Genomic DNA, 13,385 nt, shown 5'->3' with positions numbered 1-13,385 from the left:
TAAAGAGCAGGTAATGAAGCAAATCTCATCACTTTTTTTAAAATATTTTTTTTATCTCCCTAAAAACAGCAACAGGAGCGGCAGCGGGAGATTCTTTTTAAGGATGCCGATGGCTTTGGAGATGGTATTATAAACAGAATCAACCTGCATGGACATGATATCGGCCACTTCATTATAGTTCAGGTTCTGGAAAAAGCGGAGATAGATGGCTTCACGCTGGCGCCTCGACAGGTTACTGAGGGCTTGCTGGAGAAGGCGCTTCTGTTCTTCGGCAGTTTCGTACTGGATCAGTTGATGTTCGAGGGGAAGCGTGCATTCAAATTCAAACGCTTCCCATGATTCACGGTGCTGGTAGCGGCGGTCTTTACGCAATGCCCGGAGCAGCCGTCTTCTCAGGCTGCTGATGAGGTAATAGCGTACGTTCCCGATATTGGCGGTCAGGTGCTCCCTGCTGATCCACAGATCCTGAAACAGATCCTGTAAACAGTCTTTCACCCTTTCCTTATCCTGGCAGAAATGCATGCCATAATGAAAGAGATCATCAATGTGGGCATCGTATATTTCGGCGAAAGCGTGGCGGTCACCCTGTAGAAAGAGTCCCCAAAGTGAGGAATGGGAAGCCACCACGCGCAGCCCCGATCTGAAGGCTTTCCCTGAATTCATACTGTTCTGGTTGATCTGCTAAAGCTTGTTAATTATTCTGACACTTACAAATATATTTTGGTACAGGATATGTCTGGTATTGTATAACATTAAAACTGAACGATATGAAAAACCTCACTTATTTGTTACTGTCGTGCCTTGTACTTTTACTCAGTAGTTGTGAAGTGATAGGCGGTATTTTCAAAGCGGGCGTCTGGACCGGTATACTCGCCGTAGCAGTGGTGGTGGGCCTGATCATTTTCTTAATAACCCGTGGGGGGAAACGGGGTTGATCTTTATAGCAACAGCCTTGTAATGTTGTATTACAAGGCTGTTTTGTTATTAACGTTGTTTTGTTTCCAGTTGCCGTAGCCGGTTTGCCAAGGATATATTCTCCTTTTTCAGTTCAATCATATAAAGCGTAAGCTCTTCTATCTTTTTGAGAAGGGTTTCATTCATGGCGCCTACATCCACGCTGCCTTCGCGTTGTACTTCCGTCTGGGATGGTACACCGGGCAGGTGTTGATGCTGATGAATAAAATCTGCCACTTCCATTAAACCCGGTAACTGGTAAGACGGATGAAAAACATAGTCGGGCCAGTTGGTGGCGGTTACCTTTACGCGTTTTGCCCTGATATCGCCGTTTACAGCCAGTTTTACGTCGGGATTATTGGTGCCTATACCAACGTTGCCGTTAGAAGCAATACGTATTCTCTCCTGCCCCGCAGTACCCATTACTATATTCTCATAACGATCGGGCTGATTGGCAGTATACCCGGACAGGTCGATAAATGATTTGGTACCGGCGCTTGTACCTCCACCCGCACTCAATCTCAGGAAACCATCATCGCCGGCATACCAGCCCGGGCTGGTTCCTCTTATTTCGCCGGTGATGGTACCGGCTGATACCGGCGGACGTGGGATAGCAGAGCCACCCGGCGAAAGAATAGTAACGCCACCATCTACAGACAAACGGGTGTAGGTATTCATGGTACCGATGCCTACATTCCCATCAGGTCTGAAAACCATCCAGGGAGCGGCATAAGCAATATCGGAGGCAGTGTTACCGCCAATGTATGCATAAATCAGGGTGTCTGCACCGCCGTAAGCCCCGAAGGAGGCCAGTTTACCTGTTTGTTTGGCAGAAAGGCTGAATTCGCGGGCCCATGCTCCCGAGGCCGTTGTAACGTCGATATTCACACCATACGGGTAAGGGCCGGGATTGGTTAATTTCAGATTCCCACCGTGAATATGCAGTAATGCATTTGAAGAAGGTGTATTGGTCCCAATACCAACAGCGCCTGTTGATGGAAAAACATTCTGCGCACGAAGCCCCGCTGCGCCGAGCAGCAGGCATAGAGATAAACAGTACTTCATTTTAATTGTTATTTGGTTAACTTTTATTTTTTATTGGAAGATTTAAAGTTAAAACATAAGGGTTGTTAAGGTTGCAAAAAGGCTGGGGTATGGTTGTTGAAGGGTATTTATTACAACGCCTAATCTACGCGCCAGATCAGCCTGTTTAATACCCCGGATTTCCCGAGGCGTGCAATTTTGTGACCAATATTCATACGAAAAAAAGTTTGCCTGGTAAAAGTACATCAAACTATTAAATAATTGTTTGACCTTGCAGTAATAAGCGGTCCTGTACCTGGTTTATCTGGGCGGACTAACTGCATCATACTATCTAATCAAAAAAGATAGTTTCAAAATTAGCATTAAAGTTATCACTCAAAAGGAGTATTTCTATCTTCTATATTTTCTTGCCTGCCGCAATGTTACTTCTCATTTACATGCTCTGGCATCAGCAGCAGTTTAATATAATTGTTTCCATGCAGGTATTTAGCTGCCATCCCCTTTTATTTTCAATGGGGATAATCTTGTTCAGGTTTGTCTACAGTGGTCCCCCGGTTTTGCCCCCGGACGCAGACAACATGTAATGAAACCGAAAAAACTTATAGCCGAAATAGGAACCCTATAGCGAAAAAGCAGCTACTGCATTTTCACTGCGTATGCTTTGCCTGATTCTTTCGCGATGTTGTTTTCCCCACGCATCAAGTTCATGCAATACATTTTTCAAAGTCAGGCTATATTCAGTGGCCTCGTAGATAATAGTTGCCGGTGTGGTCGGATATACATTCCGTTTGATGAATTCATTCAATTCAAGATCTTTCAGTTCCTTAGCCAATACCTTAGGAGATATACCGCTTAATGCGTTTTGAATCTCGTTGAATCGTTTGGGTTTTTGCACAAGGCTTAAAACTACCGCAAGCCTCCATCTGCCATTGAGAACATACAATGCGTCAAGAACATTTTTGAGCGAACCCGCGCATTCTTCTTTGCCCGGAATTTTATCAGGTGTCATACCCGCAAAGATAAGCACCTTTCCTGTAAGTAAGCCCTTTCCTTTGGGTAAGTGTTATCCTTTAAAAGGATATATGGGTCACCTTTGCCAATGAAATCAGGAGCCAGGCTCAGTTAAGCAGCATAGGTGATATAAACCGGAAAACATTTGACGGATGTCTCCTTACAAGCAAGCTCCATCATTAACCATGGCAAACATTTAATTAATTTTTTCATGAAACGAATCCTTCATTTAATTTCAAGCCTCCAGGGAAATCAGTCTTACAGTATCAGGTTAGGCAACGCGATTGTCGAAAAGATACAGGAAAAATATCCGGATAGCACGGTCGAAGAAGTAAACTTAATTGATCTTGAAGTTCCACATGTAAATCCCGGTATGTTGCGATCTTTCTTTACACCGGGGGATCAGCTGACAGCCGAAGAGAAAGAATCCATCCGGTATTCAGACGAGGCGGTTCAGCAATTATTGGCAGCAGATATAATCGTTATTGGCGCACCGCTGTATAATTTCACGATACACACCGCTTTAAAAGCCTGGATTGACCATATCACCAGGGCCGGAATAACTTTCGGTTACGGGGAAAACGGCCCTATCGGCCTGGTAACAGGTAAAAAGGTTTATGTTGCAATGTCTTCCGGTGGCATATATTCGGAAGGACCTTCAAAGTCCAATGACTTTGTAGCGCCATATCTGAAAGCATTTCTTGGTTTCCTGGGAATGACCGATCTGACGGTTTTCCGGGCCGAAGGTGTAAAAATTCCCGGAATAAAAGAGCAGGCGTTGGAAAAGGCAATTGATAGTATAGAGATAGATTAATCTTCATTTCGAACTAACCGCATCTTTGATGCGGTTAGCATAATTTACACAGCAAACAAAGAGTTAGAGGCGAAAATAAAACAGGAGAAAATGGTAATAATTCCACTTTGTCCTGTTTTACCGTGACAACTATACGTTGGCCTGATATTGTTTTGAATTTCGATATCAGCAAACAATGAATAGATCAGATTTTATAAATCAAAACAAACTATATCAATAGTTGCATTCATATCCATCTCTTAGAGACCGTTGAAAATTTAAAAGCGACCTTTTGATAAAGCCGGCTACAATTCTGGTTTTGCAGAAATGGATAGTGCAAGCGGCCTTTTATTCACAAAATATCTAAATCCCTGGCTACAAAAAAGCTGGGTACCAAGGGCCTGAAACCGATTTTTCTAATTTTCCCGGCGTTTATAATCCCCTCGAACGGATCGTCGAGCGGCCCCTCTACACGATCAAATATCTCTTTTTCTTTTCCTTCTGACGCTGCCAGTTCATAAAGAGTAATGGGCGCATCATCCACGATATTAAATATTTCCCCGTTAAGACCATCTTGCTGCAATAATAAAAATAGCCCTTGGGCAACATCCAGGTGATGTACCATGTGCATTCTTGAACCCGGGTGGCGCCCCCACTTTTTTAATATCGGCATGATCTCCGCGATATGCGGGTCGTTATCGCCGTAGACAAAACCCAAACGAAGTATGCGCACATCAAGGTCCATATTCAGCAAGGCTTGCTCAGCTGCTATCTTGCTGGACGCATAAGCCCTGGGGTCATTAATATTGAGGATATCGTCCTCTTTTGCCGGATGGCCATAGCCTGAACTGTAGACGTTACTCGTACTAACAAATACAAAGCGTTTAACGCCTGCTGCGAGGGCAGCCTGAGCCAAAGCTATGGTACCAGTATGATTGGTTTTGACAATGCCTTCATCGTCGGTAAATGTTCGGAATAAGGCTGCTAAATGAATAACCGCATTCATTCCTGCTACCGCCTGTGGCAAAGTACCTGGGTCATAAAGGTCGCCGACCACTACTTTGGCTCCCGGTAGTGCTTTAGACGCATCCCGTACTAATATGGTAACGTCGTATCCTTTGGCTATCAGGCGGGGAACAAACCTGCTCCCGACCTTTCCTGTTGCTCCTGTAACTAAAATTTTCATAAACCAAAGTTCGGCGTATTTGTCGATCAGGGCACTTCACCATCAAACCAATAACTATAATTTTCAAACTTTCCGGAAAGAATTGGGTGTGGTTCCGGTTATCCGCTTAAAATAGTTATTGAAATAAGCCGGATAATCGAATCCCAGTGCGTAGGCAATATCGGCTACACTCCAGTCGGTGTACTTTAAAAGCGCTTTGGCTTCGGCAGAGACACGGGCAGCTATATGTGCAGAAGTAGGTTTGCCCGTTACTTCTTTTACTGCGCGATTCAGATAATTAACATGAACAGCGAGGCTTGCAGCAAAGTCTTGTGGGCTGCGAAGTTTGAGCGGATCATTGCTACGCTCGATTGGAAATTGCCTTTCCAGCAGGTCAATGAACAGGTGTGCAATGCGACCAGGGCCAGTTATGGATGACTTAGTCCGTTGAGGCGGCTGAATCTCCAATGCTTCGTGTATTATTAAAGCAATGCAGCTTTTAATCAAATCAGCTTTATGAGCATACTCGCTGGCGTACGCCGCTAACATTTTTTTGAAGATGGTACCGATAAAGAATGCCTGGTCTTCCTTCAGGGAGATAACCGGATTATCTCCAACGCGGAACAGCGGGGAGTCCTGCAATTCCCGGCTGTTAATAAAACTCTCGGTAAATATGCACGCGTAGCCGCTGGTTCGGCTGACACGCCGGACAATGGAGTGGGCAACTTTGGGATTGACAAAGAAGAGCACAGTGCCTTTGAGCTCCACAATTTGGCCTCCATAGTCAATTGTCATATCGCCGTTCACCAGGCCCATTTTATAAAAATCACGCCGGCCCGTTCTGGCCGGGACATCGACCGATGGGGATAGTTCATGTACCTTAAAGCCTTTGAGTTTTGATTCATCCCAACTCAATCCCGGAATTCCTGTTTCCATTTAACAAAACTAACAAATTCAAACCTTTTACGATTTGCCTGATATACTCTATCGCGCTTCTCTCAAAAAAATTCCCAAATAATTTGCGCAACTCAAAAGTTGCATATATATTTGCAACCTAAGAGTTGCGCAATTAATAATCAATGAAACAGGATATATTCCAGGCCATATCAGATCCAACACGCAGGGCTATTTTAACGTTAATCGCTATCCAGCCATTAACGCCAAATACGATGGCCGAAAAATTTGACATGACCAGGCAGGCGGTATCGAAACACATTAAAGTATTGCATGAATGCGAATTAATTAAACCTGAGCGTAACGGCAGGGAGATTTATTATCATTTTAATGCAAAAAAAATGCAGGAATTTGACAACTGGTTAGCTCAATTCAGACAAAGCTGGGAAATTCAATTTAATCAACTTGACGAATTATTATCAACAATTAAAGAACAGAAAAAATGAATAACGATCTGCTATTTGATTTTAATGTTGACAAAGCAGCGAAAACGGTATATATCACCAGGGAATTTGATGCCGGGCTTTCTTTGGTATGGGATGCTTTTACTAAGCCGGAATTACTGGACCAGTGGGGAGCACCCGCACCAATGCGCGCCCAAACCAAGTATATGGATTTCAGAGTTGGAGGGCAAAGATTTTATGCTATGATAAGCCCCGACGGACAAGAGCGTTGGGCTCTTCAGAAATACACATCCATTACTCCGAAAACAAATTTTAAAATGTATAATTCTTTTGCAGACAAAGACGGAAATCCTGAATTGCCTGGTTCTGAATGGGATTACAATTTCAGCGAACAAAATGGCAGAACAAAAGTGAGTATCACCATTTTTAATGAATCCCTTGCCCGTATGGAGAAGATGATTGAAATGGGCTTCACCGAAGGATTTAAGATGCTAATGAACAATTTGGATAATCTGTTGGCTGCCTTATCACAGAAATTATAGGAAGGAAATTGTCCATCCTATTGACAACAGGAATGCAGAATAGCATGAGCAGAAAAAACCAAACCCATAAAAATAAAATTATGAGAACGATCAATCCGTGGATCAACTTCAATGGCAATGCCGAAGAAGCATTCACTTTTTACAAATCAGTTTTTGGCGGAGAGTTCACAAAGATCATTCGCTTCAAGGATCTGTCGGGTCCCGAATTTCAGGTTGCAGAAAACGAAGCAAATAAAATAATGCACATTGGTTTACCTATAGGCAAGCACAATGTATTAATAGCCAATGATGTTCCTGAATTTATGGGACGAGTAAACGAAAACGAGAATAGGTCTAAAATAATTGTGAGCACTGAAAGTCGTGAAGAAGCCGATAAAATATTTAATGGATTATCAGCGGGAGGAGAGATTGAAGGGCCCATGGGCGACAGTCCCTGGAGCACATACGCCGGAATATTTAGAGACAAATATGGTATTGAATGGATTGTGGAATTTGACCCGAGCTTATAGCGATAAGTCTAAAATAATAAACCGAACACGCCCCGTTAAGTGTTTAATAAATTGATATATCTCTCAACGTCATTGCGAGGTACAAAGCAATCTCCTACTTTACAGGACAGACCTACATAGCCCTCTGTAAAAAAAGATATGGGAAGATAAAGATATTATTATGGGGCTAGCCTGGATATGTTCATATCAAAACTGAGGAAAAAACCAGAACCTGATCCGAATAGCTAAATTGTTGTAATACGTGTCAGCGGCTATGAGCTGAAACTAGCGCATAAGAAGCAGCTGATGTAACCGAATGAATTGAGCTGGGTTGGAATAAAACAAAAAAGCCTTTACATCTTGCGATATAAAGGCTTTTTGTTTCTGTCGGGACGACTATACGACGCACAGAAAAGAAGCTTTCTGCGCGCTTGGCAATATGAAGGCAAAACTATGTTTGGTATACAATACCATATTCTTAATTCTTACAGTCAAAGCATTTTCTCCAGACATCCAGCTTTTTTCAAACGGGATTAATCGCTAGGTTGTGCTATTAGAAAAACACACAATTCAGTATTTAGTAGTTTATTGTCGTCGAGTTTTTGGGTAATTTGGTAGAATTCTTCTTGCTAAATAGTTTTTATACTGTAACTCTGCCGTCGAGTGAATTCGAGATCGCAGAAATCTTAATCCTTAACCCTTAACCCTTAACCCTTAACCCTTAACCCTTAACCCTTAACCCTTAATTTAAATTATGTTCAAGTTTGCCAGTCAGTGGAAACCAGCCATGCAGGTTGCAATTCTCTTATCCCTAGCAATCAGCAGTTGTCAAAAAGATTCAACTAATTTACCAGTTAATTCTCCTTCAACTATTTCTTTGGATGAAGCCAAAAATTGGTTATCAGCAGGGCCTTCAGGCTTGCAGGCGGTATCTAATAAACACGGTAGTCCAGGAGTTCCCAAATGGGAAAATGCTATGGTCCTTAAGTTCCCGGATAAATCCAGTATCTTAAAAGTGCCATTAACTGGTTATAATCTTCCTGTAGGCTACAGAGATATGCTTTTTCAGAAGGATTCCAACGGGGTCATTTTGGGGGCTATACAGGAAATAAGGCCAGAGAATAACTATATGGTGGCAAAAGGTAGTAATGAAGGCGAGAATATGAGACAATTTGTGACTAATGAAGACTTCACGGGGGACATAATTATTTTCGATCCGTTTAATAATATTCCCCTTAGAGGCAGACGTTTCAAAGACGGCCAATTGACTGGTGAACTGAAATACCGATCACAAGCATTGATGGTGGGTGATCCGACTGATCCGTTGGATCCATGGAAAAAACCAGGAGGTCTCGATGACGATGGTCCTGCCTTCGAAGCTGACCTGCCACTGGTGGAAGTTATCGCACCAGCTCCGAGGACTCCGAAGACACCAGGTAGTGATATCCCCTTTCCCACTGAGCCGGTAACACCTATTTCAAGAGGGCCGGTTACTCCTAATAACCCGATACCAATAGGCGGTGGTGATCGAACTACTACCAAGCCCACAAGTGTCCAGCAGGTTAGATTCGATTCAACATTCAAAAAAAATAATCCATGCGCAGTGGCATTAATTAACCAATTAAGAAATATAGCTAATTTCCAGGAAATATTAACCCCCTTTTCGCAGGATCTTAAGCCAGATCTGGTTTGGACAAGCGGAAACCTTATATGGGGAGACAACAAGTCTTACTTAATGGCGCGAACTGAACCCGGTAAAACAATAAGTACTGCTTCAGCTACTATAAGACTGAATTCACAAGGCTTGGATAACGCATCGAAATTATTAATAGCCGCTACAATGATTCATGAAAGCATACATGCTAATGCCAATTATTATATTGATTGGAAAAGTACAGGGGATATTCCTGACGCTTCATGGGTTACTGCCGCTTTTGATGCACTGAAATTGCAGGAAGAGGAAAATACCAATAGCAGAGACCATATAGCTATGATGGGTACCATATTTGCGAAAATGACAGATATTCTAAAATCGTGGGGAGGAGCCACCTACACTGATAAAGAATATAAGATGGCTTTAATGTACGGATTGAACCAGGCCGGCCAGCTCATGGATGATGGCGTTTCAAAGGAAACCATCGATAATGTAAATACTTTCTTTGCTAAGCTGATGAAAGACAATGGCGTCACCAGCCAAGAGCTTGATGATTTTAATAGGGCGAATATTTTAACTGTTGAAGATGGTAAAAAACTACCCAAAACCGGATGTCAATAAAATTATAAATTATGAGAAAGGTTATATTGATTATTATAGCACTACTGTTTACCGGAAATCTAAAGGCAATAGAATATATACTTTATGATGCCGATAAAGAAGGAAACAATATGCCATTAGATCCGTTTCGTTTTTATTTTAATGAAGCAGAGATTGTACGAAATTCTGATGGACTGATCTGGAACATTTATAACATTTATTTTACGGCAAGTGATTTTGAATCAAGAAATTTCTCTCCGACTGAATTTTTACATGCTTATGATGATTATAAGCAATTGAGAACCGATATTTTAATTTCGATCACACCATTATACTTGAATAATAAAGATAAAAAGGTAATTGAACTGAAAAATAAAGCGGCGTTAGATACAATAAATTTCATTTCGCCAGGACAATTGTTACAGCGGTCTATAAGGAATTTATATGCAGCGGATTTTGCCTCGGATAATGAGTGCCTTCCGGAAAATGTAAAACGAAGTATGAACGCACGCATTAAATCTTTGGACTACAAATTGGTGATAAAAGAAAGAGGGAAGTATTATCTGATTGACAATGATATCCTTACCGAATTTTATTATATCTATGCAAGCAATTTCGTTTTCCCAAATGAAATAAAAGGTTATGGGGGCATATATTTGCCTGAAGAATCACAATATTTTACTCCTGGTTACATTTGGGATACTTTACCCAAAGAAAGAGGCGGTTTGGGCTTGAATGAAAGGTGGAAAAATTATCAGCTCCAGACCTGCTTTAAAACATATTGTGCCAGTGCTGATTCATTAGGTAGCTTAAATTTATTTAACTATTGGATATATGGCACTCCACCGCCATTTGGCACTCCTAAGTTTATTAACTATAAAAAATTCATTCAGGTAAGGCCTTATATTGTTCGTAATGGAATTGGTAGTTTCCAGTTCTTTCCCAGAATAGGAATACTAAATGGGAACTATGATTTCTATCTAAATGACGACTTACGGAACAGAAAAACTGATGGCATTGATAAAGATCCGCTTGTATTCTCCTTTTCAATTAAAACAATAAACAATAAACCGGTTAGGGACTTTATTAATTGGTATAAAAAAGAATTTCCTCCCAAATTTAGAGGGATCGCTAGTCTATGATTAATTGGATCTTAATATAATATGATTAATCTCAGTATTAATATAAAATTATCGATTATAAATACCCTAACATTAGTAATTTGCACATTCAGCTTTTTATTTAGCTTTGGGCAAAAGAAAGAAGCATTTCCTGAAAAGTTGCTTCAGGAGATCGCCAAGGTGATCGCAAATCCAAATTCTACCGGGATAGACTCTGTAGATATGTATACGGTAGCTATTATCTTAAATACGAAAGGACAGATTGAAAATGTGTTTTACTCAGACGGAATGGATGAATATTTTAAGGGATTTCTCAGACATAAGCTATCATCATTGGAAATAGGTGAGCAAACATTACAAGTCTACTGGGAAAATTATTGCAAAACAAACGGGATTCGTAACTCAACCTGTATAATACAGTCTGTTATGGTGAGATGTGATGAAACCGATTCACTTAAAATTGGAATTAATGAATTAGAATCAAAATTTTTACGAGCTATGACATTTAGCAAAGATTTCTTTCCATTTAACTCCAGTCTTTCATTTATTTGGCTTAACCCGAAGGTTATACGATGGCCGAGGGAGGATATTAGAGAATAATCATACTCATCGGTTATATTTAATGTAATAACTACTGTATATCTCAATAATCCATTGTTGCAAAACGCAAGCCAAGAGTATATTGCTGCTACACTACTTCATGAAATAGCACATGGCATATTAACATATGAGAAAATTGATGGCAGTAGTGCTCAACATAATGAAATGTTTAAGAAATATCGGACGGAAGTGGCAGCGGGTCTTAAAGAAATGTTTCCCGGCATTAAGGACTATGCTGATGTACTGGCCTATGAAGGTCTCGATGGAACAATATGGGGATCGGCTTTAAAAACGGTCTTTCCTACAAGTTGGAATGCGATGGTTGTCATTATGGAGGCATATAGAAATGGAAGTAAAGGGACTAAATGTAGTAAATAAAAATGAAAATTATGAGACGATTCATTTTACCAGGTCTTTTTATGGCTTTTTTGTTTTTCGCTGGAAAGGTAGTGGGACAAAGCAATTTCATCGTTCCTCCAAAAATAAAATCTGCCTTAAAAACAATCACTGGTAGCGCAATGGATAGTGCAAGTTTGGGCCAGGTACATTTCTTTAATATTGGAATTGTATTGAATAATTCAGGTATGGTAAAGGATGTTTATTTTTCGGATGGTGTTGAGCCTCGTGTTGAAAAAACAATAAGAAAAAACCTCAGAGAAAATAAGAGACTATAAAATATATTGTGTAAACGATAATGCAACTGATTAGAGCCGACATCTGTTTTCAAATATCGTTAAAAATTGATGGAGTAGACACTATCTCATAAACTGTGTAAATATTAAAAATCGGGGTTTAGCTCTGATTTTTTAATTTTAAAGCATATACAGTTTTATGAAGACAGAAGATTTTTTATCAGACGACTTTCTGAAGCAGTTTAAAACAGCAGATCAGCTAAACGATTTTCTTGCCCAGATTCAGAAGCGGGGTATTGAAAAGATGTTGGAGGGAGAGCTAGATAGCCATTTGGGCTATGACAAGCATGAACATAATGATAGTGCCAATAGCCGTAATGGCTATGGTAAGAAGAAGATTAAGACCAGCTATGGTGAATCTGAGATAAAAGTTCCCAGAGATCGTGATGCTAGCTTTAATCCTATGATCATCCCTAAACGCGAAGGGATGGCTCAGGGCCTGGAAGAGGTAATTGTGTCCTTTTATGCCAAGGGAATGAGTGTGTCCGACATCGAAGAGCAAATAAGAGAAGTATATAAATTTGACGTTTCCACGGCCACGATCAGCCGCATCACCAGCCGGGTGACAGAAGATATTGTCGCCTGGCAAAACCGGCCATTAGAACCGGTTTATCTCATAGTCTGGATGGATGGCATTGTGTTCAAGGTACGGGAGAACAGCAAAGTGGTGAATAAAACCGTCTATATCGCTGTCGGCCTAAAGCGGGATGGCCTCAAAGAAGTCCTGGGAATGTGGCTGGGTAAGAATGAATCAGCTGCCTATTGGATGACTGTACTTACAGATCTGAAGGCCCGTGGCCTGGAAGATATTCTAATTACAGCCACGGATAATCTTAATGGCTTCACTCAGACTATCAAATCGGTGTTCCCTCAGTCTGCAACTCAGGTTTGTGTCGTACACCAGATACGTAACAGCTGCCGCTATGTAGTCTGGAAAGATAAAAAGGAGTTTACCACCGATATGAAGGATGTTTATGCTGCACCAACCAGACAGGCTGCCATGGCTGCTCTTGACGCCCTGGATGTTAAATGGAGTACAAAGTATGCATACGCCATCAAAAGCTGGCGCGAAAACTGGGAAGACCTGACTGTCTTTTTTGACTTTCCCATGGAGATCAGACAGATCATCTACACGACCAATCTCATCGAAAATCTGAACGGTAAAATTAGAAAATATACCAAAAACAAACTATCCTTCCCTACTGATGAAGCTGTCCTTAAATCAGTATACCTGGCTTTACGGGAAGTATCAAAAAAATGGACCATGCCCATTAGAAACTGGGGCATGGTCCTAAATCAGTTTTTAACTATTTTTGATAAAAGAGTGAGAATCTAATTATTAATTTGATCCCCGATTTTTAAG

At 41.0% G+C, this 13,385-nt stretch carries 16 protein-coding genes; 11 read left to right on the top strand and 5 right to left on the bottom strand.

The genetic code is table 11. The features are described 5' to 3' along the window. Positions 1-51 precede the first annotated feature (51 nt). The gene (locus FN124_RS14060) at positions 52-663 is read right to left on the bottom strand and encodes an RNA polymerase sigma factor (protein ID WP_142685333.1); all 612 of its coding nucleotides are present in this window, start codon (positions 661-663) and stop codon (positions 52-54) included. A 104-nt stretch (positions 664-767) separates the two neighbouring features. Between FN124_RS14060 and FN124_RS14055 the strand changes: the two genes are divergently transcribed. Next, positions 768-935: a phosphatidate cytidylyltransferase gene (locus FN124_RS14055; RefSeq protein ID WP_142685332.1), complete on the top strand. Its 168-nt coding sequence runs from the start codon at positions 768-770 to the stop codon at positions 933-935. Between the two features lie 49 nt (positions 936-984). Here the strand turns inward: FN124_RS14055 and FN124_RS30900 are convergent, their stop codons facing one another. Next, a complete protein-coding gene (locus FN124_RS30900) occupies positions 985-2,019 on the bottom strand; it encodes a hypothetical protein (RefSeq protein ID WP_185937194.1) in 1,035 nt (344 codons plus the stop codon). Between the two features lie 598 nt (positions 2,020-2,617). Further along, the gene (locus FN124_RS14045) at positions 2,618-3,007 is read right to left on the bottom strand and encodes a winged helix-turn-helix transcriptional regulator (protein WP_142685331.1); all 390 of its coding nucleotides are present in this window, start codon (positions 3,005-3,007) and stop codon (positions 2,618-2,620) included. 147 nt (positions 3,008-3,154) lie between these two features. On the opposite strand from FN124_RS14045, the gene FN124_RS14040 reads away from it, so the two are divergent. After that, a complete protein-coding gene (locus FN124_RS14040; RefSeq protein WP_260607427.1) occupies positions 3,155-3,823 on the top strand; it encodes an FMN-dependent NADH-azoreductase in 669 nt (222 codons plus the stop codon). A gap of 331 nt (positions 3,824-4,154) precedes the next feature. Here the strand turns inward: FN124_RS14040 and FN124_RS14035 are convergent, their stop codons facing one another. Together FN124_RS14035 and FN124_RS14030 are read right to left on the bottom strand one after the other, a co-directional pair. Beyond that, positions 4,155-4,988: an NAD-dependent epimerase/dehydratase family protein gene (locus tag FN124_RS14035; protein WP_142685330.1), complete on the bottom strand. Its 834-nt coding sequence runs from the start codon at positions 4,986-4,988 to the stop codon at positions 4,155-4,157. 63 nt (positions 4,989-5,051) lie between these two features. Further along, on the bottom strand, positions 5,052-5,903 hold the full coding sequence (locus tag FN124_RS14030) for a helix-turn-helix domain-containing protein (protein ID WP_142685329.1): 852 nt from the start codon (positions 5,901-5,903) through the stop codon (positions 5,052-5,054). A 143-nt stretch (positions 5,904-6,046) separates the two neighbouring features. Here FN124_RS14030 and FN124_RS14025 point away from each other — a divergent pair, with 143 nt between their 5' ends. From FN124_RS14025 to FN124_RS13980, 9 genes are all read left to right on the top strand, one after another. Further along, the gene (locus tag FN124_RS14025; RefSeq protein WP_142685328.1) at positions 6,047-6,367 is read left to right on the top strand and encodes an ArsR/SmtB family transcription factor; all 321 of its coding nucleotides are present in this window, start codon (positions 6,047-6,049) and stop codon (positions 6,365-6,367) included. Next, positions 6,364-6,867: an SRPBCC family protein gene (locus FN124_RS14020; RefSeq protein WP_142685327.1), complete on the top strand. Its 504-nt coding sequence runs from the start codon at positions 6,364-6,366 to the stop codon at positions 6,865-6,867. The genes FN124_RS14025 and FN124_RS14020 overlap by 4 nt, the downstream gene beginning before the upstream one ends. Positions 6,868-6,947: 80 nt before the next feature. Then, on the top strand, positions 6,948-7,376 hold the full coding sequence (locus FN124_RS14015; RefSeq protein WP_142685326.1) for a VOC family protein: 429 nt from the start codon (positions 6,948-6,950) through the stop codon (positions 7,374-7,376). A gap of 733 nt (positions 7,377-8,109) precedes the next feature. Then, positions 8,110-9,630 (top strand): hypothetical protein, encoded by a 1,521-nt coding sequence (locus FN124_RS14005; RefSeq protein ID WP_142685325.1) that lies wholly within the window; start codon positions 8,110-8,112, stop codon positions 9,628-9,630. An 11-nt stretch (positions 9,631-9,641) separates the two neighbouring features. Continuing rightward, complete coding sequence (locus FN124_RS14000; protein WP_142685324.1) at positions 9,642-10,751, top strand: hypothetical protein; 1,110 nt, start codon at positions 9,642-9,644, stop codon at positions 10,749-10,751. A 21-nt stretch (positions 10,752-10,772) separates the two neighbouring features. Then, complete coding sequence (locus FN124_RS13995; protein ID WP_142685323.1) at positions 10,773-11,330, top strand: hypothetical protein; 558 nt, start codon at positions 10,773-10,775, stop codon at positions 11,328-11,330. Positions 11,331-11,345: 15 nt separating this feature from the next. Next, a complete protein-coding gene (locus FN124_RS13990; protein ID WP_142685322.1) occupies positions 11,346-11,708 on the top strand; it encodes a SprT-like domain-containing protein in 363 nt (120 codons plus the stop codon). Positions 11,709-11,719: 11 nt separating this feature from the next. Next, a complete protein-coding gene (locus FN124_RS13985) occupies positions 11,720-12,004 on the top strand; it encodes a hypothetical protein (RefSeq protein ID WP_142685321.1) in 285 nt (94 codons plus the stop codon). A 157-nt stretch (positions 12,005-12,161) separates the two neighbouring features. Then, complete coding sequence (locus tag FN124_RS13980) at positions 12,162-13,358, top strand: IS256 family transposase (protein WP_142684445.1); 1,197 nt, start codon at positions 12,162-12,164, stop codon at positions 13,356-13,358. Positions 13,359-13,385 lie beyond the last annotated feature (27 nt).

The organism is Chitinophaga polysaccharea (genome assembly GCF_902150045.1).
Taxonomy (GTDB): Bacteria; Bacteroidota; Bacteroidia; order Chitinophagales; family Chitinophagaceae; genus Chitinophaga; species Chitinophaga polysaccharea_A.
This window is presented reverse-complemented; position numbering and strand designations above follow the sequence as displayed.